At 75.2% G+C, this 23425-nt stretch carries 14 protein-coding genes and 4 pseudogenes; 13 read left to right on the top strand and 5 right to left on the bottom strand.

Going from position 1 to position 23425, the window contains the following annotated elements; genetic code table 11:
* Positions 1–15 precede the first annotated feature (15 nt).
* Complete coding sequence (locus ABEB09_RS06545; RefSeq protein ID WP_345688009.1) at positions 16–2937, top strand: tubulin-like doman-containing protein; 2922 nt, start codon at positions 16–18, stop codon at positions 2935–2937.
* On the opposite strand, the gene ABEB09_RS06540 is transcribed toward ABEB09_RS06545, so the two are convergent.
* Positions 2898–3914, bottom strand: a complete 1017-nt coding sequence (locus tag ABEB09_RS06540; protein WP_345688007.1) for a hypothetical protein — start codon at positions 3912–3914, stop codon at positions 2898–2900. The genes ABEB09_RS06545 and ABEB09_RS06540 overlap by 40 nt on opposite strands.
* A 932-nt stretch (positions 3915–4846) precedes the next feature.
* Between ABEB09_RS06540 and ABEB09_RS06535 the strand changes: the two genes are divergently transcribed.
* The 10 genes and pseudogenes from ABEB09_RS06535 (at position 4847) to ABEB09_RS06495 (ending at position 18471) form a co-directional block, all read left to right on the top strand.
* On the top strand, positions 4847–5713 hold the full coding sequence (locus tag ABEB09_RS06535) for a hypothetical protein (protein ID WP_345688005.1): 867 nt from the start codon (positions 4847–4849) through the stop codon (positions 5711–5713).
* On the top strand, positions 5710–7116 hold the full coding sequence (locus tag ABEB09_RS06530; protein ID WP_345688003.1) for a serine/threonine-protein kinase: 1407 nt from the start codon (positions 5710–5712) through the stop codon (positions 7114–7116). Before ABEB09_RS06535 ends, ABEB09_RS06530 begins: the two co-directional genes overlap by 4 nt.
* Positions 7002–7862, top strand: coding sequence for a hypothetical protein (locus ABEB09_RS06525; protein WP_345688001.1), 861 nt, complete (start codon positions 7002–7004; stop codon positions 7860–7862). The genes ABEB09_RS06530 and ABEB09_RS06525 overlap by 115 nt, the downstream gene beginning before the upstream one ends.
* Positions 7862–11182, top strand: a complete 3321-nt coding sequence (locus ABEB09_RS06520) for a hypothetical protein (RefSeq protein ID WP_345687999.1) — start codon at positions 7862–7864, stop codon at positions 11180–11182. The genes ABEB09_RS06525 and ABEB09_RS06520 overlap by 1 nt, the downstream gene beginning before the upstream one ends.
* Positions 11183–11221: 39 nt before the next feature.
* The gene (locus tag ABEB09_RS34880) at positions 11222–11917 is read left to right on the top strand and encodes an arginine deiminase family protein (RefSeq protein WP_425580043.1); all 696 of its coding nucleotides are present in this window, start codon (positions 11222–11224) and stop codon (positions 11915–11917) included.
* A complete protein-coding gene (locus ABEB09_RS34875; protein WP_425580061.1) occupies positions 11872–12423 on the top strand; it encodes an arginine deiminase family protein in 552 nt (183 codons plus the stop codon). Before ABEB09_RS34880 ends, ABEB09_RS34875 begins: the two co-directional genes overlap by 46 nt.
* A gap of 146 nt (positions 12424–12569) precedes the next feature.
* Positions 12570–13601 (top strand): ornithine carbamoyltransferase, encoded by a 1032-nt coding sequence (gene argF / locus ABEB09_RS06510; protein WP_345687997.1) that lies wholly within the window; start codon positions 12570–12572, stop codon positions 13599–13601.
* A gap of 151 nt (positions 13602–13752) precedes the next feature.
* Positions 13753–15210, top strand: coding sequence for an amino acid permease (locus ABEB09_RS06505; protein ID WP_345687995.1), 1458 nt, complete (start codon positions 13753–13755; stop codon positions 15208–15210).
* A 95-nt stretch (positions 15211–15305) separates the two neighbouring features.
* Positions 15306–16132: pseudogene (locus tag ABEB09_RS06500) on the top strand (enoyl-CoA hydratase family protein).
* Positions 16117–18471, top strand: a pseudogene (locus ABEB09_RS06495) (bifunctional salicylyl-CoA 5-hydroxylase/oxidoreductase). The pseudogenes ABEB09_RS06500 and ABEB09_RS06495 overlap by 16 nt, the downstream one beginning before the upstream one ends.
* Here the strand turns inward: ABEB09_RS06495 and ABEB09_RS06490 are convergent.
* The 4 genes and pseudogenes from ABEB09_RS06490 to ABEB09_RS06475 form a co-directional block, all read right to left on the bottom strand.
* Positions 18458–18885, bottom strand: a pseudogene (locus ABEB09_RS06490) (hypothetical protein). The pseudogenes ABEB09_RS06495 and ABEB09_RS06490 sit on opposite strands and share 14 nt — an antisense overlap.
* On the bottom strand, positions 18882–19292 hold the full coding sequence (locus ABEB09_RS06485) for a hypothetical protein (protein WP_380841769.1): 411 nt from the start codon (positions 19290–19292) through the stop codon (positions 18882–18884). Before ABEB09_RS06485 ends, ABEB09_RS06490 begins: the two are co-directional and overlap by 4 nt.
* Positions 19289–20124: pseudogene (locus ABEB09_RS06480) on the bottom strand (PaaX family transcriptional regulator). Before ABEB09_RS06480 ends, ABEB09_RS06485 begins: the two are co-directional and overlap by 4 nt.
* A gap of 9 nt (positions 20125–20133) precedes the next feature.
* Positions 20134–21753: an AMP-binding protein gene (locus ABEB09_RS06475; RefSeq protein ID WP_345687993.1), complete on the bottom strand. Its 1620-nt coding sequence runs from the start codon at positions 21751–21753 to the stop codon at positions 20134–20136.
* Positions 21754–21840: 87 nt separating this feature from the next.
* Between ABEB09_RS06475 and ABEB09_RS06470 the strand changes: the two genes are divergently transcribed.
* Complete coding sequence (locus ABEB09_RS06470) at positions 21841–22953, top strand: acyl-CoA dehydrogenase family protein (protein ID WP_345687991.1); 1113 nt, start codon at positions 21841–21843, stop codon at positions 22951–22953.
* Positions 22950–23348 carry a RidA family protein gene (locus ABEB09_RS06465; protein WP_345687990.1) on the top strand — a complete coding sequence of 133 codons (399 nt, stop codon included), beginning with the start codon at positions 22950–22952 and terminating at the stop codon, positions 23346–23348. The genes ABEB09_RS06470 and ABEB09_RS06465 overlap by 4 nt, the downstream gene beginning before the upstream one ends.
* Positions 23349–23425 lie beyond the last annotated feature (77 nt).

The following is a 23425-nucleotide window of genomic DNA, read 5'->3' as shown; positions in this document are numbered from 1 at the left end:
GGACAGCTGCCCACCGTGGGCCGCGCCGCCCTGTTCGCCACCCTGCGGGCCGGCCTGGAGCCCGTGCTGCGCCAGCTGCGCGCCGCGATCGGCACGATCGGCGCGGCCGCGGGCGACCTCCAGCGCCTCGGCGGCGGCCGGATCCGGGGCTGCGACGTGTTCGTGGCGTTCTCGGTAGCGGGCGGCACCGGCGCCGGCATCTACTACGACTTCCTGCACCTGATCGGACACGAGTTCCGCAGCGCCAAGGTGCCCGGCGTGAAGATCTACCCGCTCGTCGTCATGCCCTCGGCGTTCCCGCCCGAGGCGGGCGGCGGCCGCGAGGCCGAACTCAACGCGGCCCGCGCCCTGGTGGACCTCTCCCGGCTGGTCGACGACCAGAACGTGCCGGACGCCCAGTCCGACGTCGGCGACGTCCAGCAGCGCGGCCGGCTCGGCGTCCGCTACCCGGGCGAGGGCGTCGTCGCGCTGCGCCCGTCCACCGTGCAGACCGCGTTCCTGTTCAGCAAGCCGTCCGTCATCCGCCCCGAGGACCTGCGCCGCTCCATCACCGCGATGGTCATGTCGCTCATCGGCACGGAACTCAAGAACGACACCAACGGCAACGGGCGCAGCGACGACTACCAGTCGTTCGCCGCCAGCTTCATCAACAAGAGCGTCGAGCGCTCCACGCCCGCCCGCTCCGGCATCGGCTACCGCGGCATGTCCACCAGCCTGGCCGCGTCCCTCACCGTCCCGGTCGACGACCTCGCCGAGATCGTGGCCGCCCGGCTCCTCGCCCACGCCGTGCGCGGCCTCGACGACCGAGCCCGCCGGCCGGCCAAGGACGGCACCGACCGGGTGGTGGAGTTCTTCGAGCGGTCGGGCATCGGCCCCCTGTGGACCAGGCCCGCGCCCGCCGTGCCCGACCCCGAACAGCTGCCCAGGGGCAGCAGGGCCATCATGCAGGCGCTGCACAACCGCCGCGCCGACATGGAGGACGCCCTGCAGCGCCTCGAACGCGACCTGGCGCGGGACGTGCCCCGGCTCGTCGAGGACTTCCGGCCCCTCACCGCCGCGCGCGAACTCATCGGCATCATCGGCCCGTTCCAGCTGGAGCGCGTCCTGGCCGGGCTGCCCGGGCACCCGGAGCCGGTCGCCGAGAAGGGCTTCGCCGGCATGCTCGACAACCGCAAGGGCGAGCCGGCCCGCCCGCCGCACGTCCAGCAGGGCCCGCCCCAGGTGCCCCGCATCAAGGGCGGCGCGGGCGGCCTCGTACCGGCCCGCTGGGGCGACCCCGACGTGCAGAGCGCCCTCGCCGACCAGGACGACTGGTACCGGTGGCGCGTCAACTGCCTGTGGCACCGCGCCTGGCAGTCCGGCGAGTCGCAGTGGCGTCCGCCCCTGAACCGGGCCCTGAAGGCGGTGGGCGAACTCGTACGCGCCCTGCGCGCCCACGAGGAGGGCGAGGCGAAGGCCTTCTCCGACCGCCGCCGCGAGCTGTACCGCGACGACCGCACCGGCGTCTGCTACCTGCTGCCCCCGCAGAACTCCCTGCGGGCCTTCTACGACGACGTCCTCGACCGGCTCGTGCGCAGCGAGGCCCTGGCGCAGAACACCGACCCGGCCGGGCTGCTGTCCGTCCTCGTCCGCCCGGACGACTGGCGGGACGGCCTGGAGGCCCTGCGCCGCTCCCACGGCGCCGCCGTCAAGGAGATCAAGCAGGTCGTCGAGCGGCGCGTCAAACGGCTCTTCGGCGAGGCCGACGACACCCTGTACGAGCGGCCGCTGCTGCCGCCGATGGCGCTCCTGCTCCGCGCCGCGGCCGGCGACGAGAACGCCGCGGCCAAGGTCGACCCGCGCTGGCTGGAGCAGTTCCGCTCGCAGCTGGCGGGGCTCCTCCCGGTCGGCTTCACACCCGACGGCAGCGGCCCGCTGAAGGTCCTCATCGCGCACCCGGAGAGCGAGTCCGACGGCCGGGCCGCCGAGTTCCTGGGCCAGGAGCTCAACCTGCCGGCCCGCGGGGAGCGCGAGTTCCGCGCTGTCGACACCGAGTCCATCACCGTCGTGCTGTTCCGCAGCGGCATGAGCCTCACCGACATCTCCGAGGTGCGCCAGGTCCTCCAGCTCTGGTCGGACGCCCGCGACGCGGGCGGCGCCGACGACTTCCTCCACTGGCGCCAGCGGCTCGGCCACCGCGACGACTGGCTGGTCAGCACCGAGGACGACCGGCAGCGGATCCTGCACCGCATCCTGTGCGCCATGTGGAACGGCCACGTCGAGCACGAGGGCCCCGCCGCCTCGCCCGAGCTGGTCCGCATCCGCCTCCAGGACGGCGACTCCGCCACCATGGCCCTGCGCCTGGAGCCCTTCGACGGCTCCCTGTCCAGCTGGGCCGGGCTCCTGCGGGCCTACGAGCGCTGGGCGCTCCTCGACGAGGGCCAGATCATCGGCGCGTTCTGCGAACGCCTCATGAGCGCCGCCCCGGTGGGCCTGTCCACCACGCCCGTCGCCCCGTCGCCGCTGTTCCTCACCTTCGTCGAGCAGGTCGCGCCCCGCCAGCTCGACCGGATCGACGAGCTGTCCCGGCGGTACGGGGAGGAGGACGAGGAGTGGCTGGCCCCGCTGCGCCACTTCTGGCAGCACACCCTGCCCGGCGCGCTCACCATGCGGTTCCCCGGAGCCTCCCGCCCCACGCGGCACAACCTGGCGGCCCTGCACCAGCGGTACCGGCGCGACGAGAGCCGCGACCGGACCGCGCCCGAGGCGGAGCCCCGCCACGAGGCCGTGCCCGAGCCGCGCCGCGAGGCCGTGGCGGACCCCGGACCGGGCCCCGACCGGGACCCGAAGCCCGACCGGGACGACCGCTCCGGCATCGGCGCGACCACGGCGAACGGCACCGGTACCGGCCACTCGGCCTACCCCTGGGACTGGGACCTGGACGGTGACGAGGAGTGAACCCGAGCGAGTCCACGGGCGCCACCCCGTACTACCGCCCGCCCACCCACGCCGTCTGCGTCGACCTGCGCCCGTTCCGCCACCACGCGCCCGCCGACCCGGACGCCGGCTTCCCGCAGCCCGGCCGACCCGCCGGGCCCGGCCCGGACGACGGCCCCTCCGGCGACCTCCACGGGGGCGCCGGCCTGCCGGGCGACGGCCCCTCCGGTGGCCTTCGCGACGACCTGCGGGGCGACGACCCCCGAGGCGGCGTCCTTCCCGGCTACGGTCGCTCCGGCGACGGCCAGTTCCGCGACGGCCCGCCCGACGGCAGCCTCTCCGGCAGCGGTCTCCCCGGCCGCGGCCCGTCCCTCGCCGCCGTCGAGGCCGTCCGCGCCGCCCTGGACGCCCCGCAGCGCGGCGACGAGCGGCGGTTCCTCGTCGTCGACGACGCCACCCGGCTCGTCGCCCACCAACTCCTGTACGAACAGCTCCACGCGTACGGCCCAGCCCAAGTCGTCTGCCTGGCCGTGGGCAGCCCCGAGGACCGCGTCCTGCGGCGCCCGCTCACCCTGCGGCCGCCCGCCGCCGGCGTGCTGTGGCTGCCGGACCCGCGCATCGACGCCGACGCCGACGCGTACGGCGACGCGCTGCGCCCGCTCGTCGAACTCCTCACCGCGCCCGAGGTGTTCGACGCGGTGCTCGGCGCGCTCGGCAACGTCGTGCACGGCGTCGCCGTCCCCGCCGTACGGGTCGTGGAGCACGACCTGACCGACGAGGGCCGCACCCGCGCCTGGAAGCAGGCCGTCGACAGCCTCACCGGCCAGGACGTGCCCGGCACCGGCCCCGGCGACGGCGTACCCGCCGAACTGGCCGTGCTCCTCGACGACTCCGTGCCGAGCGGTCTGGAGAGCCACCCCTGGCTCGTCCCGAACGGCCCGGCCGACCTCCGCCACCGCGCCTGCGACGACGCCCTGGCCGAGGTGTGCGACGCGCACCGCCGGATCCGGGGCGCCGCCGGGCTGTTCGGCACGGCCGGCACCCGCCGCCTCGACCTGCCGAGCCGCCTGTGGGACCTGGGCCAGGCCCTGGGCCGCTACCGCGACACCGTCGCCGCCGCGTTCGACGACGGGGGCGGCGGGGGCGGCGGGCGGCTCACGCCGGACCGGCGCGCCCGGCTCCTGGAGCGGGGCATCCAGCTGCCCGAGCCTCGGAGGCGTCCCGCACCCGGGTCGTTCCCGGCCCTGCGCGACTTCACCCAGGGGCTGCTCGCCCGCCGGCTGCCTCTGCGGTCGGCGGCGTCCCGGCCTCGCCGCCCTGTCGGGCCGCTCCGCCCCGCGCGGCAGCGCGGTCCGCCTGGCACGGCTCGACGAACTCTGCCCCCCGGCGTATCTGCGCCACCTGGAGCGGCCGCCGGCCTTCGTCGCGGGCGGACGCCCGCCGTGGGCGCCGTACTCGCCGCCGCCCCGGCCTTCGTGGCCGGGCTCTGGCCGGGGAGCGGCTGGGCCCTGGGCCCGGCCACCGGGCTCCTCGCCGGCGGTCTCGCGCTGCTGATGCGCCGCCACCGACCGAACCGCTCGCCCGACGGGCGGCTCGACGGCGACGCCGTCACCGGCGCGGGCCCCCGGTTCGCCGGCGGGCTCGTGGGCGGTCTCCTCGGCGCGTCGGCCGGGCTCGCCCTGGGCCTGCCCGGCTGGGCGGGCTGTGCCTCGCGCTGCTCGCGGTCGCGGCCGTCGTCCTCGTCGCCGTACGGGACTGGACGCTCGCCGTCGACGACTGGTGGCGGCGCACGGACGCCGAGTACGCCGGCCGTGTCGTCACCGGCACGGACCGGCTCCTGGCCGAGACCGCCGTCCACGACTGGCTGTTCGCCGACGCCCGCCACCACTGCTCGGACGCCGCGGGGGCGGTCGCCGTCCTGCTGCGCGGCATGGCCGCCACCGCCGAGGCGTACGAGGCGTACGCACCCGGGCCGGACGGCGCGTCCCGCCCGCAGGAGCCGGCCGCGCCGCCGCTGCCGCCGCCCGGCGAGGACGGCGGCGCCGCGGAGCCGTGGGGCTGGGACACCTGGAGCGACAGCTCCGCCGGGGACGGCTGGTACGACGCCGTACCGGCCGGCGCGACCCCGTACGCGGAGCCCGTCGCCGCGCCGCTGGAGTCCCTGGCCGTCGAGGAGTGGCGGCCGGTCGTCTCCGACGACCCGCCCTGGCTGGAGCGGGAACGCGGCGACGGCGGCCCCGACCTCGTCGACACGCTCGTCGCCGACCTGCTCGCCGGGACCGGCCGCATCCTCACGCCCTGCTGGGCGCGCGTCGAGCGGGACCCGGTCCGCGCGGGCCGCATCCCGCTCGACGGGCCCATGCACGACGTGCTCGACGAGGTGCACGGCCGCCTCCTGCGCGACGCGGCCACCTCCCCGTCCCCGTACGACCGCCACCCCGAACAGCGCCCCGACGCCGCCCGGCTGACCGGCGTGGCGCCCGACCGGATCGCCGAGGTGCTGGCCCCCGAGAACGGCGCCGACCGGACGGTGCCGCTGTGCGGGCCGCAGCACCGGCGGCTGCTGTCGCACGACCCGGTCGCGGTACGCAGGGTCCGCTTCGTCCCGGAGGCGTTCCGCCGCGGCACCGGGGCCGACGACCCGCGCGGCGACCACCACGGTGCCCACCGGACCCTCGCCGAATACGCGGACGAGGTGGTGTGGACGCCCGCCGGGCGCCACGCGGGCGTGCTCGACCTCGTCCCGCTGCGCACCGACGCCGTCCGTACCGTCCGCGAGGAGGGCGGAGCCGCATGATGAACCCGTACGCCGAGGAGGAGCTGTCCTTCCTCACCCACAAGGGGGAAAGGCTGCGCTTCGGGGCGCGGTTCGGCCCGGACCGCGAGGTGCCCGGGCGGCCCGCGCGGCTGGCCCGCCGCGTGACGCTGGGCGTCGACTGGACCGTCCTCCAGTACCGCATCCCCGCCTCCGCGACCGGCGACCCCGACACGCACGGCGCCCTCGAACGGGAGGCGGCCGCGGCCGTCGCCCTGGAGCGCCGCTACGGTCCCGAACGGTACGGCGAGGTGTTCACCCGCGTCGTCGGCTACGACTTGGAGGCGCCCGAGCCGTTCGTCCTCTACCGCGTCGCCGACGGCGAACCCGTCGGCGCGCACGCCGGGACCCTGGGCGTCGAGGAGCAGCACCAGGTCGTCGCCCAACTCGTCCTCGCCGTGCGGCTGCTGGAGGCGGCCGGGCTCGTGCACCGCGCCATCGGCCCGGACACCGTCCGCTGGGACGGCCGGCACGTACGGCTGTCCGAGCCGTACGCGGCGACCAGGGCGGGGGAGCGGCGCGTGCCGTTCGGTGCCGCGCCGTGGGCCTCGCCCGAGCAGCGCGACGGCATCGGCGCGGCCGACCCCCGCGACGACCTGTGGTCGGTGGCCCAGCTCGGCTACTTCCTGCTCGCGGGCCGGCCGGACCGGGGCGCGGGGCCGCCCGCCGACCTCGCCGACTTCCGCCTGCTGGCCGCGCTCGACCACGGGGGCGCCTTCGCGCCCCTCGCCTCCGGGCGCCGGGCCCCCACGGAACTGATGCGGCTGCTGAACGTCCCCGACCCGCTCGCCCTGACCGTCGGTGGTGGCGACGACGACGGCCCGGCCCGGGGTCACACCGACTACGACGGCCAAATGGCCCGCAAGCGGGCCGACATCCTCCCGCAGCGGCCGCTCCGGGAGGCGCCACCGCAGCCGCCGCCGGCCCGCAGGGTCGGCTGGCTGCGCGGCCGGGGGAGCGGCACACCGGCCCTCCCGGAGGTGCCCGACACCGGCACGCAGGGGCCCGGCGGGCTCGGCACCGCGTTCGCCCCCGCCCTCCCGCCGTACCTCGTCCCCTCCGACGCCGACCCGGACCCCGAACGCCTCTGCCCGCACTGCCTGCTCCCGGTCGTCTACGACATGACCCGGCTCGTCACCATCGACCACAAGGGCGACCGCATCCCCCTCGACCTGAGCACCGTGCACAACCCGGCCCACCTCGCCGACCTGGAGCGCAAGGCGTTCCAACTGTGCCCGCACGCCGACGGGACCAGCTGCACGAGCTGCCCGTGCCCTACCTCACGCACGGCAGGCCCCTGTCGATCGCCCTCGTCGGCAGCTCGGGCGTCGGCAAGACGCACCTGCTCGCCGCGATGCTGGGCGAGGTCGAGCAGGGCGCCCTGAAGCAGTACGGACTCACCTGCCTGCCGCTGAACCCGGACACCCACCGCACGTTCCTGCGGGAGCGGGTGCAGAGCCTCCAGCAGGGCAGGCAGCTGGCCCAGACCGGCCAGCAGACGTTCGCCCGGTTCGCCGACGGGCTCCTCGTCACCGGCCGTGGGGACACCCGGCCCGTCGTCTTCTTCGACCTGGCGGGCGAGGACCTGGCGCAGGACGGCGAGGTGACCCGGTTCCTGATGGGCGTGGACGCGTTCATCTTCGTCCTCGACCCGCTGCGGGCGCTGCGGCTGCCCGCCCTCGACCCGGTGCGCGAGATGAACGGGCTGCGCCGGCGCGACCTGGGCGACGAGGCGTTCACCACGGTCCTCAACCGGATCCCCCGGCGCGGCCCGTACGTCGCCGCCCCGGCGGCGATCGCCGTCAACAAGAGCGACCTCGTGCGCGTCGAGCCCGCCGTAGACCGCTGGCTCGGCGGCGCCATGCCGCCCGAGTACCGGCCCGCGGCGGTCCACGAGGAGAGCCGTGACGTGCACACCTTCGTCGCCCAGCACGCCAGCGCGGCCTGGCTGAAGCCGTTCGACGACTGCGCCCGGTGCACGCTGCACTTCGTCGCGGCGACGGGCGGCCAGGCGAGGGGCGACCACTTTCCGCACGGGGTGCGGCCCCGCCGTGTGCTGGCGCCCCTGCTGTCGATCTTCGCCATGTGCGGGCTCCTGCCGGGAGTGGAGCCGGGAGAGGTAGGCATCTGATGACCCGTCAACACCGGGTGGTGGACCAGATCGTCTTCCGCTGGGACAGCGACAACGTCTCGGGCACCACCGGTTTCGGCCCGGTCGCCTGGTCGTGCCCCGCCGAGACGGCCGACTCCGTGTTCCGCGGCACCGGCCCGCTCCTGCGGGCCACCGGCGAGGCCACCAGGCCCGCACTGCTGCGCCTGGAGCGCGGCGACCTCGTCCTGCTGGTGCACCGGGCGCCGTGGCGCGGCGCGGGCGGCCGGGCCAGCACCGTGTGCCACGCCCTGCTGGGCCCGGCCGGCGTCCTCGACCCCGCCACCTGCCTGGGCCTGCACACCTGGCGCTGGGAGGGCGCCGACGCCGCCCTGGCCCGCGGGCGCGGCGAACTGGACCCCGTACCCGAGTCCGTCCTGCACCCCGCGGCCGACGAGGGCGCCGCCCTCCTCACGCACGGCCTGGAGGAGACCCGGTCCGAACTGACCGGTGCCGTCGCCGAGTTCCTGCGCCACCCCACCGCCGGCTACACCCTCCTGGACCCGACCGGCCGCGCGGCCTGCCGCGTCCTGTGGGGCCTGCACGGCATCTTCGGCGACTACATCGACAAGCGGTGGACGTTCGCCACGCACGACACGGCCGAGACCGACCAGGTGCGGTTCGTCTTCGTCAGCCGCTGGACGGGCGAGGCGTCCGGCAACAGCGCCCGCCGCCGCGCGGACCCCGCGGAACGCCACGGCGACCACGCCGAGGAGATCGCCCACCACCTGGTCCAGCGCCACCTGCACGAGGAGTACGAGGTCGGCGCGATGCTCCGCACGGTCGCGGCCCGCCATGGCGCGGTCCCCGGCAGGACCCCACTCCTGCCCCTGGCGGAACGGGCCCTCCTGGCCCTGGACAAGAGAGCACGCCGGACGCGGCCTTCGCCGGGGACAGGCCCCGCTCCGGCGGGGGAGCGGGAAGCGGGCAGGGAGCCGGGTACGGCGCGGGGCCCACGGACCGTCACGTGGCGGGGTACGGCCCCGGCGCCGCACCGGGCGGGGCGGGCGGCGCGGGCCCCGAGCGGGCTCTCGCCATGGGCGGGACGCCGGTCAGGGTGCTGGTTCCGTGCCGGGGAAGACGGGGGCGTCGGGACCCGAGGTGACCCCTGGTACATGCGGGACGCCGGTTCGGGGGCCGGCCCTGTGGCGGGGGAGGCGAGTGCCCCCGGTGCCGAGGCGGGACTGCGGGAGGACCGGGACCCTGGCCCGGGCGCTCGTCCCGGGTCGGGCGAGGCGGGTGCTTCGCGTGGCGAGGACGACCCTTGGTACATGCGGGACGCGGGCTCGGGGGCCGACCCCGTGGCAGGAGGGGAAGGGGCTTCGCGCGCCGAGGCGGGGCCCCGGTACGGCCGGGACCCGGGCGCCGGCCCCGTGCCGGGCGAGGCGGATGCTTCCGGTGCCGGGGCGGGTTCTCGGTATGGGCGGGACGCCGGTCCGGGTGTCGGCCCCGTGCCGCGCGACCCGGACGCCTCCGGCGCCGACGGACGCGACCCGCGGCCGGGGCGCGGCGCCACGGAGGGCGCGTGGCCCGGAACGGGTTCCGACGGCTACGAGGGCGGCTCGCCCTCCGGCTACGGGACGCGGTCCGGTCCGGGTTCCGAGGGGTACGGGGAGGGCTCGCGCTCCGGCTACGGGACGCGGTCCGGTCCGGGTTCCGAGGGGTACGGGGAGGGCTCGGGCTACGGGACGCGGCCCGCTCCGGGTTCCGAGGGGTACGGGGAGGGCTCCGGCTACGGGGTGTCGCCGGGTTCAGGGGCCGACGGGCATGAGGGCAGCGCCCGCGCCGTGCCGGCTGCGGGACGCGGGGGCCGCGCGGCCCCCGGCGAGCCCGACTTCGGCGCCGACGACCCGTCGGCGTACGGCAGTCGTCCGGGCCCCGGCGACCGGCCCGAGCCGGGGGCGCGCGACGACCGGTGGCCGGGCTACGGCGAGGACGGAACCGCCGACGCGTACCCACGCCGCTCGGGCCCGGGGGACGGCCGGGGTGTCGAACCCCGTTCCGGCGCGGTGCCGGACCAGGGTGCCCGGCCGGGGACGGACGCCGCGTACGGCGGCCGGTCCGGCTTCGGCCGGGGCGAGGGCCCCGGCGCCGGGCGGGACATGACCGCGCGCGCCGAAGGCGCTTCCTCCTCCCCTTACGGAGGGTCGCCCGGACTCGGCCACGACGAACGCGCCGGGCGTCGCACCGGCGACCACCCGGCCGGATACACCGGAGACGGCGCCACGTCCTCGTACGAGGGGTCGTCGGGACCTGGCCACGGCGAGGGGTACGGGCCTCGTCCCGGCCAGGACCCGGCCCCGTCCGCGTACGGGAGGCCGTCCGGAACCCGCCAGGGCGACGGCGCCGGGCCCCGCGAGGGCCGGGACGGCGAGGACGCGCGCCGTGCGCCCCTGGTGGGCCGCGGCGACCCCGGACCCCTCGCAGTGGTGCGGCCCGAGTGGGACGGACCCCCACCCGGCGGACCGCTCCAGAGGTGGACGCGCCTGCCGCGTCTGCGGTGGGCCCGTGGCCGGGACCTCGCGGCCGACGCCGGCAGCCTCCCCGAACCGGCGGCCGTCGCCGCCGCGCCGGACGACCAACTGCTGCGCGCCCTGGCCGTCGAGGGCCTCCCCTACGAGACGCTGACCCTGCTGATGGCGGAGGCGGCCGCGCGCTGGCCCTCCTGGGGCCGCACGCGCCGCACCGAGCTGGCGATGACCCTTCTCGCCGGGGGGCTGTTCCTCGCCGACGCGGGCCCCGGCGACCCCGGCGGCGACGTGCGGGCCGCCAACGCCGCCGCGGTCTACCGGTGGGCCGTCCGCCCGCAGCTCGACGACATGCGAGTGATCGTGCGGCTGACCCAGCTGCTTCCGGAGCTGTACGCGAGCCGGGACCGGGCCGCGCGGGCGGCCGTGGCACAGATCACCGACAGCCCGGAGCCCGGTCTCCCCGAAGTGACGTGGCAGGCCCTGCTGAGGGCGGCACGTGACGGCGGTGCCCCCGCGGCCGCGCCGTCGCCCGCCCACCGAGGGCCGGGCCGTTCGGCTCCCCAGCCACCGCCGGCCCGCCCCAAGGCCCCGCCCGCACACCGCCTCCCGGAGGACCGGGCACCCGCAGGCCGGACCCCGGAGCCGCCACCGGAACGCCACCGCACCGCGGACCACCGGTCCCAGGACCACCGGGCCCGGGACCGTTCCCCGGACCGCGTACAGGACGGGGGTCCGGGCCGCAGCCCGTACATCTTCGTCGCGACCGTCTTCGGCTTCATCCTGCTCGCCATCGCGGCGGTCATCGTGCTGTCGTTCCGCTACTTGTCCTGAAGGGGCGCGCCCGTCGCGCCGCTCGGCCAGGATGGGGGAATGGGATTCCATGTCGATTCCGAGACCGGGCGGCTGCGCCGCGTCATCCTGCACCGCCCGGATCTGGAGCTGAAGCGGCTCACCCCCAGCAACAAGGACGCCCTGCTCTTCGACGACGTGCTGTGGGTGCGGCGGGCGCGCCAGGAGCACGACGGCTTCGCCGACGTCCTCAAGGACCGCGGTGTCGAGGTCCACCTCTTCGGCGACCTCCTGCGCGAGGCGCTGGAGCTGTCAGCCGCCCGCGAACTCGTCCTGGACCGGGTCTTCGACGAGAAGGAGTACGGCCCCCTCGCCACCGGCCACCTCCGCGCCGTGTTCGACGGCATGGACACCGGCAAACTGGTCGAGGCGCTGGTCGGCGGCATGACGAAGCGTGAGTTCCTGGAGGGCCACGCCGAGCCCACCTCGGTCCGCTTCCATGTGATGGACCTGGACGAGTTCCTCCTGCCGCCGCTCCCCAACCACCTCTTCACGCGCGACACCTCCGCCTGGATCTACGACGGTGTGTCGATCAACGCCATGCGCTGGCCCGCCCGCCGGCGGGAGACCGTCCACTTCGAGGCCATCTACAAACACCACCCGCTGTTCACGGCCCCGAGGCCGGCTCGTTCCACCACTGGTCCGAGGGGCAGGACGACTTCCCCTCCACCATCGAGGGCGGCGACGTCCTGGTCATCGGCAACGGCGCCGTACTGATCGGGATGAGCGAGCGCACCACGCCCCAGGCCGTGGAGATGCTGGCCCGCGGGCTGTTCGCGGCCGGCTCGGCCCGCACGATCGTGGCCCTGGACATGCCGAAGCGGCGGGCGCTGATGCACCTGGACACGGTGATGACGATGGTGGCGCCGGACACCTTCACCCAGTACGCGGGGCTCGGCATGCTCCGCTCGTACACGATCGAACCGGGCGACGCCGGACAGGTGCTGAAGGTCACCGACCATCCGCCGGAGCACATGCACCGCGCCATAGCGGCGGCGCTGGACCTGTCGGCGATCCGGGTGCTGACGCCGGTCCAGGACGTCCACGCGGCGGAGCGCGAGCAGTGGGACGACGGCTGCAACGTGCTGGCGGTCGAGCCGGGGGTGGTCATCGCGTACGAGCGGAACGTCACCACCAACACGCACCTGCGTCGCGAGGGCATCGAGGTGATCGAGATCCGGGCAGCGAACTCGGCCGCGGCCGGGGCGGCCCGCGCTGCATGAGCTGCCCGATCGAACGGGACGCCGCCTGAGCCGGAGCGGCGGGGGAGTGCGGGCCCGGGGCCGGGGCCGTCACCCCTGGTCTGTATAAGAATGCCGAGTGTCGTATAGAGTTCCATCGTCCCCGTACGCACGACCCAGGAGCGCCCATGGCCCCCGACCTCACCGGCCGCCACTTCCTCAAGGAGCTGGACTTCACCGCCGAGGAGTTCCGCGGCCTCGTCGAGCTGGCCGCCGAGCTGAAGGCGGCCAAGAAGGCGGGCACCGAGGTGCGGCGGCTGCGCGGCCGGAACATCGCCCTCGTCTTCGAGAAGACCTCCACGCGCACCCGCTGCGCCTTCGAGGTCGCGGCCGCGGACCAGGGCGCGTCGACCACGTACCTCGACCCGTCCGGGTCCCAGATGGGGCACAAGGAGTCCGTCAAGGACACCGCCCGCGTCCTCGGCCGGATGTTCGACGCCATCCAGTACCGCGGCGACAGCCAGGCCCACGTCGAGGAGCTGGCCGCCCACGCCGGTGTGCCGGTCTACAACGGCCTGACCGACGACTGGCACCCCACCCAGATGCTCGCCGACGTGCTCACGATGACGGAGTACGCCGACAAGCCGCTGGAGCGGGTCGCCTTCGCGTACCTGGGCGACGCCCACTACAACATGGGCAACTCCTACCTCGTGACCGGCGCCCTGCTCGGCATGGACGTCCGGATCGTGGCGCCCCGCGCGTACTGGCCCGCCGAGGACGTCGTCGCGCGGGCCCGCAAGGCGGCCGAGGTCAGCGGCGCCCGCGTCACGCTCACCGAGGACATCGCCGAGGGCGTCAGGGGCGCCGACTTCGTCGCCACCGACGTGTGGGTCTCCATGGGCGAGCCCAAGGAGGTGTGGGACGAGCGGATCGCCGACCTCGCCCCGTACGCCGTGACGATGGACGTGCTGCGCGCCACCGGGAACGAGCGGGTCAAGTTCCTGCACTGCCTGCCCGCCTTCCACGACCTGGGCACGGCCGTCGCCCGGGAGATCCACCAGCGTCACGGCCTGACCGAGCTGGAGGTCACCGACGAGGTCTTCGAGTCCCCGCACTCCGTGGTCTTCGACCAGGCCGAGAACCGGCTCCACACGATCAAGGCCGTCCTGGTCGCCACGCTCGCGGGTCCGGGCCCGGTGACCACCACCACAGCGGCATAAACATGCAGCAAATTGGGGGCTTATGCGAGGTGCGGGGTAGCATCGACGCACTTGGTGGGGTCCGGGCTCACAGGCCCGGACCCCTTCGCGTGTGCGCGACCCGCACTCGCGTACCGCCTCCCGCTCGTCCCACCCGGAGAAGAACCACCCCATGCGTCCCACCGGACCGCGCATCAAGAGCCCCGCCCTGCTGATCGCCGAATCCGGCGCCGACCGGGAGGGGCACGGGCTCAAGCGCACGATGGGCCTCTTCCAGCTCATCTGCTTCGGCGTCGGGGCCATCGTCGGCACCGGCATCTTCGTCGGCCTCTCCGACAGCGTCGCCGAAGCCGGCCCCGCGGTCGTCGTCTCCTTCCTCCTCGCCGCCGTCACCTGTGTCTTCACGGCCTTCTCGTTCGCCGAGCTGGGCAGCGCCCTGCCGGTGTCCGGCAGCTCCTACTCGTTCGCGTACGCCACGCTGGGCGAGCGCGTCGCGTTCCTCGTCGGCTGGTGCCTGCTGCTGGAGTACGGCGTGTCCGTCTCCGCCGTCGCCGTCGGCTGGGGCCAGTACCTCAACGAACTCCTCGACGGCCTCGTCGGCTGGCAGCTGCCCGCCGCGCTCTCCGCGCCGCCCGGCGAGGGCGGGATCGTCAACGTCCCCGCCGTCGTCGTGATCCTCCTCGCCGCCGTCCTGCTCGTCCGCGGCATCCGCGAGAGCGCCCGCGCCACCGCCGCCATGGCCGTGCTGAAGCTGGCCGTCCTCGCCCTGTTCTGCGCCATCGCGTTCACGGCCTTCACCTCGGACAACCTCTCGCCGTTCGCGGCGCACGGGCTGGCGGGGGTCACCTCGGGCGCCTCGCTCGCGTTCTTCTCGTACATCGGCTTCGACGCCATCACCACGGCCGGAGAGGAGGTCAAGAACCCGCGCCGGAACATCCCGCTCGCGATCCTCGTCTGCATCGGCGTCGTCACCCTCCTCTACTGCCTCGTCGCGGTCGCCGCCATCGGCGCCCTGTCCGCCGGGGAGGTCGCCGGCCGCCCCGCCGCCCTGTCGCTGATCGTCGACAGCGTCACCGGATCCACCGTCGGGGGCGTCGTCATCGCCTTCGGCGCGGTCGTCGCCATCGCGTCCGTCGTCCTCGCGGTGCTGTACGGGCAGACCCGCATCCTCATGGCCATGTCCCGCGACGGACTCGTCCCGCGCGTCTTCCAGCGGATCTCCCCGAGGACCGCCACGCCCGTCGCCAACACCTGGATCGTGGCCGCCGTCTTCGCCGTCCCCGCCGCCGTCGTCCCGCTCGACGTCGTGATGAACCTGACCACCATCGGCACCCTCGCCGTCATGGCCGCCGTCAACATCGCCGTCATCGGCCTGCGCCGCCGCCACCCCGGCACCGAGGCCCGCTTCCGCGTGCCGCTCTACCCGGTGAGCCCGCTGCTGGGCGTGCTCTTCTGCCTCTACCTGATGTGGGGCACCGGCTGGACCACCTGGGTGCAGTTCGCGGCCTTCGTCGCCGCCGGCGCCGTGGTGTACGCGGCGTACGGCCGCCGCCACTCGCGCCTCGCCGCGCAGGAGGCGGTCACGTCCGAGGACGCCCCGAAGGAGGAGGCTCGTATCGCGTCCTCATGACGACAGTCACGCATGAGTGATAGCGTCGAGGGAACAGGGATACAGGGAACCGCAGCAAGGCACCGCATCGACGACGTCGAGGGAGGCCGCACCGCATGAGCCCGTTCACCGGATCCGTGCCCCGCACCGAGGCGTGGCGGCATCTGAGGTGACCGTCGCCGACGGCGTCGCCACGGTCACCCTCGACCGCCCCGCCAAGCTGAACGCCCTCACCTTCGGCGCCTACGCCGACCTGCGCGACCTGCTGGCGGAACTGTCCCGCGAGCGCTCCGTGCGCGCCCTCGTCCTCGGCGGCGAGGGGCGGGGCTTCTGCTCCGGCGGCGACGTCGACGACATCATCGGCGCCACCCTCGCCATGGACACCGCGCAGCTCCTGGACTTCAACCGGATGACGGGCCAGGTCGTCCGGGCGGTGCGCGAGTGCCCCTTCCCGGTGATCGCCGCCGTGCACGGGGTCGCGGCCGGGGCGGGCGCCGTCCTGGCGCTCGCCGCCGACTTCCGGATCGCCGACCCGACGGCCCGGTTCGCGTTCCTCTTCACCAAGGTCGGCCTGTCCGGCGGCGACATGGGCGCCGCCTACCTGCTGCCCCGCGTCGTCGGCCTCGGCCACGCGACCCGCCTGCTCATGCTCGGCGAACCGGTCCGCGCCGCCGAGGCCGAGCGCATCGGCCTCCTCAGCGAACTCACCGAGGAGGGCGCGGCCGACACGCGGGCCGCCGAGCTGGCCCGCCGCCTCGCCGACGGCCCCGCCCTCGCCCACGCCCAGACCAAGGCGCTGCTCACCGCCGAACTCGACATGCCGCTCGCCGCCTCCGTCGAACTGGACGCGGCCACCCAGGCGCTCCTGATGAACGGCGAGGACTACGCCGAGTTCCACGCCGCGTTCACCGAGAAGCGGCCGCCCAAGTGGCGGGGGCGCTGACCGTGGCCGCCCCGCTGCGCGTCGCCGTCGTCGGCGGCGGCCCCGGCGGCCTGTACGCCGCGGCCCTCCTCAAGCGCCTCGGGCCCGACCGGGACGTCACCGTCTGGGAGCGGGGCGCCCCCGACGACACCTTCGGCTTCGGCGTCGTCCTCTCCGACGAGACCCTGGGCGGCATCGAGCACGCCGACCCGGCCGTGTACCGGGCCCTCCAGGAGGAGTTCGTCCGCTGGGACGACATCGACATCGTCCACCGCGGCCGCCTCCTCACCTCCGGCGGCCACGGCTTCGCGGCGCTCGGCCGGCGCCGGCTCCTGGAGATCCTGCACGGCCGCTGCGCAGACCTCGGCGTACGGCTCCACGTACGCACCGAGGCGCCGCCCGCCGCCGAACTCGCCGCCACCCACGACCTGGTCATCGCCGCCGACGGCATCCACAGCCGCACCCGCGACGCCCACGCCGACGTGTTCCGGCCCCGGATCACCACCCACCGCTGCCGCTACATCTGGCTCGCCGCCGACTTCGCCTTCGACGCCTTCCGCTTCGAGATCGCCGAGACCGAACACGGCGTGATGCAGCTCCACGGCTATCCCTACGCCCGCCCGTCAGCCGGCCACCACTCCGCAACGAGGCCCTCAGGGCGGCAGCATCATTCCGGATCCTCCACCGTCATCATCGAGATGCGCGAAGAGGTCTGGCGGGCCGCCGGGCTCGACGAACTCGACACCGACGAGTCCGTCGCCCGCTGCGCCAAGATCTTCTCCGAGCCCCTGCGCGGCCGGCCCCTGCGCTCCAACAACTCCGCCTGGACCGCCTTCCGCACCGTCGTCAACGACCGCTGGTCCCACGGCAACACGGTCCTCCTCGGCGACGCCGCCCACACCGCGCACTTCTCCATCGGCTCCGGCACCAAACTCGCCGTCGAGGACGCCCTCGCCCTCGCCGCCTGCGTCGAGGAGCAGCCCGACCTGCCGAGCGCCCTCGCCGCGTACGAGACCGAGCGCCGCCCCGTCGTCGAGTCCACCCAGCGGGCCGCCGCGGCGAGCCTGCGCTGGTTCGAGGACATCGCCGGCTACGTCGACCAGCCCGCCCGCCAGTTCGCGTTCAACCTCCTCACCCGCAGCCGCCGCGTCACCCACGACAACCTGCGGCTGCGCGACCGGGCCTTCACCGACGCCGTGGAGCGGGACTTCGGCTGCGAGCCCGGCACACCGCCCATGTTCACCCCCTTCCGGCTCGGTGGCCTGACGCTGCGCAACCGGGTCGTCGTCTCGCCCATGGACATGTACGTCGCCGTCGACGGCGTTCCCGGTGACTTCCACCTCGTGCACCTCGGCGCCCGCGCGCTCGGCGGCGCCGGACTGGTCATGACCGAGATGGTCTGCGTCAGCCCCGAGGGCCGCATCACCCCCGGCTGCACCGGCCTGTACACCGACGAGCAGGCCGTGGCCTGGCGCCGGATCACCGACTTCGTCCACAGCCGCGCCCCCGGCACGGCCCTCGGCGTCCAGCTCGGCCACTCCGGCCGCAAGGGCTCCACCAAGCTCATGTGGGAGGGCATCGACCAGCCGCTCGACACCGGCAACTGGCCGCTGGTCGCCGCCTCCCCGCTCCCGTACCGCCCGGGCGTCAACCAGACCCCGCACGCCCTCGACCGGTCCGGCATGACCGTGATCCGCGAGCAGTTCGCGGCGGCCGCCCGCCGCGCCGCCGACGCGGGCTTCGACCTCCTCGAACTGCACTGTGCCCACGGCTACCTGCTGTCCGGGTTCCTCTCCCCGCTCACCAACCACCGCACCGACGCGTACGGCGGGCCCCTGGAGAACCGTTTGCGCTACCCGCTGGAGGTCTTCGACGCCGTCCGCGACGCCTGGCCGGCCGACCGCCCCTGACGGTCCGCGTCTCCGCCACGGACTGGGCGCCCGGCGGCACCACGGCCGACGACGCCGTCGAGATCGCCCGCGCCTTCACCGCGCACGGCGCGGCCGCCATCGACGTCTCCACCGGCCAGGTCGTCCCGGACGAGCGCCCCGAGTACGGCCGCTCGTACCAGACGCCGTACGCCGACCGCATCCGCAACGCGCTCGGCGTGCCCGTCATCGCGGTCGGCGCGATCTCCTCCTGGGACGACGTCAACTCCCTGATCCTCGCGGGCCGGACCGACCTGTGCGCCCTCGCCCGCCCCCACCTCTACGACCCGCACTGGACCCTGCACGCCGCGGCCGAGCAGAACTACACGGGCCCGGGCGCCCCCTGGCCCGCCCCGTACGGGCCGGCAGCCGCAAACCCCGACGGGCCGCACGGACGCCCCGAAACCACGCCTCACCCTCACTCGCCCGTAAGACAGGCATGGCACGAACACGGCTCCGGGTGCGCCCCCCCGTGGTAGCCCCGCCGCTCGTTCCGCGCGACCCGGTCCAGCAGCTCCGCCATGCCCGGGCCGCCTCCTCGGTGGCCCACACGGGCGCCCCGGCACGCCGCAGCACCGCCGGGGCGTACACGAGCTTCGCGCGGAACGTGTGCAGATGCCGGGTCGCGGTGTCGATGGTGATCCACCGCGCCGAGTGCCGCCCCCGCCCCACCGTCGTCAGCTGCTCGTGCCCCATGCCCCCGTAGGTCCCGACGACGTACACCTTCGCCCCACCCCGGTACGCCTTCGTCCCGGGCCGCAGCTCCTGCCCCATGTCCCCGTACCGCCGCCACCGCACCACGTTCGCGGCGATGAGCCACAGGGGCTCCGGCGCGCCGGGGGTCATGCCGGGAGCCAGGCGGGCCACCACGGCGGGATGTTGCTCGCCGGGCACAGCCCCGAGTCGCCCGGGTAGCCGTCCAGCGTCCCGCGCACCGCGAAGAACCACCACGCCAGGCCGCCCGCGACGGCCAGGACGGCGAGGAGCTGGGCCACGGCCCGTACGGCACGCGGGGCACGTACGGTCAGCCGGCGGGCCGTCACCGCGGCGACCAGCGCCACGACCGCCAGGCCGAACGTCATCGGCACCAGCAGGAAGTTCAGCTCGAACTTGCCGCCCGCCTCCCAGCCGGCGTCACAGAAGGCCCGCGCGTTCGCCGTGAGCACGATGGCGCCGTAACCGGCGGCCGCGCCGGCCAGGGTGGCGGCCGCCCAGGACAGGCGCTGCGCCCGGGAGACAGGACGGGTGGTCATGCCCTGGAGGGACGTCCGCCGGCGGTGAACGGTTGCACGAACTCCGCGCCCTTGTCCCGCAGTCGGGCGTGCAGGGCCGCGAAGACCGAGGCCGCCCGGCCGCCCGGCCAGCCCGCCGGGAGCAGGGCCTCCGCAGGCCCGGGTCGGCGTACGGGAGGCGGCGCCAGGAGTCCAGGGCGAACAGGTAGTCCCGGTACGCCTCCTCGGAGGAGCCCGGAGCCGTCTCCCAGCGGTGCAGCACCGGCTCGTGGCGGTCCAGGAACTCCTCGTGCTGCTTGGCGATCGCCGCCAGGTCCCACCACCGGGCCGCCGCCTCCGCCGTCGCCGAGAAGCCCAGGTGCTCGCCGCGGAACAGGTCCACGTACGGGTCGAGGCGCAGCCGCTGGAGCGTGTGCCGGGTCTCCTCGTACAGCGCGGCGGGCGCGATCCACACGCCGGGCGCGGCCGTGCCGAAGCCGAGACGGGCCAGCCGGGACCGCAGCAGGTGCCGCTTGTGCCGCTCGGCCTCCGGCACGGAGAACACGGCGAGGACCCAGCCGTCCTCCGGCCGGGGCTCCTCGCGCGCGTAGATGCGCCGGTCGCCGTCGTCCAGCAGCTGACGGGCGTCCTCCGACAGGGCGTACCCGGCCGCCCCGTCCGCCGTGCGCTGCGGCACCAGCAGGCCGCGCCGCTTGAGCCGGGACACGGAGGAACGCACCGACGGGGCGTCCACGCCGAGGACGGCGAGGAGCCGGATCAGCTCGGCCACCGGCATCGGGGCGTTGTCGGGCGTCCGCCCGTACGCGCCGTACAGGGAGACGATCAGGGAACGCGGGGTGTGCTGCTCGGCCACGCGATCACTTTAGGCGCGCAGCCGGAACCGCTGCAGCTTGCCCGTGGCCGTGCGGGGCAGGGCGTCCAGGAAGACGATCTCGCGCGGGCACTTGTACGGCACGAGCCGGGTCCGTACGAAGTCGCGCAGCGCCTCCACCGTGGTCCCGTCGCGCGGCAGCCCGTCGCGCAGCACCACGTAGGCGACGACGACCTGCCCGCGCAGCTCGTCCGGACGGCCCACGACGGCCGCCTCCCGCACGTCCGGGTGGGCCAGTAGCGCCTCCTCGACCTGCGGGCCCGCGATGTTGTACCCGGCCGAGATGATCATGTCGTCGGCGCGGGCGACGTACCGCAGGTAGCCGTCCGGCTCGCGGACGTACGTGTCGCCGGTGATGTTCCAGCCGCCCCGCACGTACTCCGCCTGGCGCGGATCGGCCAGATAGCGGCAGCCGACCGGGCCCCGCACGGCCAGCAGCCCCTCCTCGCCGTCCGGGACGGGCTCCCCGGAGGCGTCCACGACGTGTGCCTCCCAGCCGGGCACGGGCACGCCCGTGGTGCCGGGCCTGATGGCGTCCCCGGCGGCGGAGATGAAGATGTGGAGCAGCTCGGTGGCGCCGATGCCGTTGACGAGCCGAAGCCCCGTCCGCTCGTGCCAGGCGTGCCAGGTCGCCTCGGGCAGGTTCTCGCCCGCCGACACACACAGCCGCAGCGAGCCGGTGTCGTACGCGTCGAGGTCGTCGAGCATGACCCGATAGGCGGTGGGCGCGGTGAACAGCACGGAGACCCGGTGCCCGGCGATCGCGGGCAGCAGCTGCTTGGGCCCCGCCTGCTCCAGCAGCAGCGCGGAGGCGCCCGCCCGCAGCGGGAAGATCACCAGCCCGCCGAGCCCGAAGGTGAAGCCGAGCGGCGGTGAGCCGGCGAAGAGGTCGTCCGGCCGGGGGCGCAGCACCCGGGCGGAGAACGTGTCGGCGACGGCCAGCACGTCCCGGTGGAAGTGCAGGCAGCCCTTGGGGCGGCCGGTCGTGCCCGAGGTGAAGGCGATGAGCGCGACGTCGTCGGCGGCCGTCGCGACCGCCTCGTACGGGTCGGGCGGCGCGGCCTCGGCCAGCCGCGTCAGGTCGTCGGGCGCGTCCCCGCCGTACGCCGTGACGCGCAGCCCCGGCACCTCGGCCTTCACCAGGTCGTCGACCGAGCGGATGTCGCACAGGGCGTGCGAGACGGCGGCCATCTCGCACATGACGGCCAGCTCCTGCGGCCGCTGCTGGGCCAGGACGGTGACCGCCACCGCGCCCGCCTTCATCACCGCGAGCCAGCAGGCGGCCAGCCACGGAGTGGTGGGGCCGCGCAGCAGCACCCGGTTGCCGGGCACGACGCCCAGGTCCGCGGTGAGCACATGGGCGATCCGGTCGACCCGCGCGCGCAGCTCGCCGTACGACCAGACGGACCCCGTGCCGTCCAGGAAGGCGGGCCGGCCGGGACCGAACCGCTCGGCCGTGCGGTCCAGCAGCTCCGCACCGCAGTTGAGCCGGTCGGGGTAGCGCAGCTCCGGCAGGTCGAGGAGCAGGTCGGGCCACTGGTCACGCGGCGGCAGCCGGTCGCGGGAGAACGTGTCGAGGTGGGCCGAAGGCGTCAGCTCCGGACGTGTCATGTTCGCCCCCTTGTCGTGGTGGGCTCGCTCCACGAGCGTATCGTGAAGGTGACGACAGTCAACGGTCCGCGATAGATGGGTGGCCCGATGCCCGAATTCTCACTCGAACCGTCACAGACCGCCTGGTGTGCGGAGCTTCGCACGCTGGCCGCCGAACGCCTGCGCCCCCTCGCCGAGAAGGCCGAGCCGGGCCGCGTCAACCGCCCGTTGGTCGCCGCGCTGGGCGAGCTGGGCCTGATCCGGCGCCTGTTCGAGGCGGGCGCCCTCGACCTGTGCCTGATGCGCGAATCCCTCGCCTACGCCTGCACCGAGGCGGAGACCGCCCTCGCGCTCCAGGGCCTGGGCGCCCACCCGGTCGCCGCGTTCGGCACGGCGGAGCAGCGGGAGCGGGTGCTGCCGGGCGTGACGGCGGGCCGGGCGGTCGCCGCGTTCGCGCTGAGCGAGCCGGACGCGGGCTCGGACGCCGCCGCCCTCGCCCTGCGCGCCGAACCGGACGGCGGCGGCGGATGGCGCCTGACGGGTGAGAAGCGCTGGATCTCCAACGCCCCGGAGGCCGACCACTACACGGTCTTCGCCCGTACGGGCCCGGGCGCCGGCGCCCGCGGGGTCACCGCGTTCCTCGTGCCGGCCGACCGCCCCGGCCTGACGGGCGAGGCCCTGGAAATGCTGTCCCCGCACCCCATCGGCGCCCTCGCCTTCGACGGTGTACGGGTCACCGCGGACGACGTCCTGGGCGAGCCCGGCGCCGGCTTCCGGGTCGCGATGCACACCCTCAACCGCTTCCGCCCCAGCGTGGGCGCCTTCGCGGTCGGCATGGCCCAGGCCGCCCTGGACGCCACGCTCGCCCACACGGCGGTACGACCCGCCTTCGGCGGGTTCCTGAAGGACCTTCAGACGGTCACCCACCAGGTGGCGGAGATGGCCACCCGCACGGAGGCCGCCCGCCTCCTGGTGTACGCGGCGGCAGCGGCGTACGACGCGGACGCCCCCGACGTGCGCACCCGCGCCGCGATGGCGAAGCTCCTCGCCACGGAGACCGCGCAGTACGTCGTCGACGCGGCCGTCCAGCTCCACGGCGCCCGCGCCCTCCAGCGCGGCCACCTCCTGGAACACCTCTACCGGGAGGTCAGGGCACCCCGCATCTACGAGGGCGCCACCGAGGTGCAGCGCACCATCATCGCGAAGGAGCTGTACGCATGACCCTGCACCGGATCAACCCCGCCGAACTGTCCCCGCCCACCGGCTTCACCCACGCCGTCACGGCCACGGGCTCCCGCCTGGTCTTCCTGGCGGGCCAGACGGCCCTCGACGGGGACGGCAAGGTGGTGGGGGCGACCGTCGAGGCCCAGTTCGAGCGGGCCCTGACGAACCTCCTCACCGCCCTGCGCGAGGCCGGCGGCACCCCCGCCGACCTGGCCCGCGTCACCGTGTACACCACGGACGTGCCCGCCTACCGCGCCGCCGCCCCCGAACTGGGCCGCATCTGGCGCGCCCTGGCCGGCCGCGACTACCCGGCGATGGCCCTCATCGGCGCGGCCCGCCTCTGGGACGAGGAGGCCCTGGTGGAGGTGGACGGGGTGGCGGTGTTGCCCTAGGCCGTGTCCGCAAAGTCCCGCCTGCCTGGAGGCGTCTGGCACGCACTCCCCCAAGGCCTTGAGGGCCAGGGGGCACC

It is taken from the genome of Streptomyces coeruleoprunus (genome assembly GCF_039542925.1).
Lineage (GTDB): Bacteria > Actinomycetota > Actinomycetes > Streptomycetales > Streptomycetaceae > Streptomyces > Streptomyces coeruleoprunus.
This window is presented reverse-complemented; position numbering and strand designations above follow the sequence as displayed.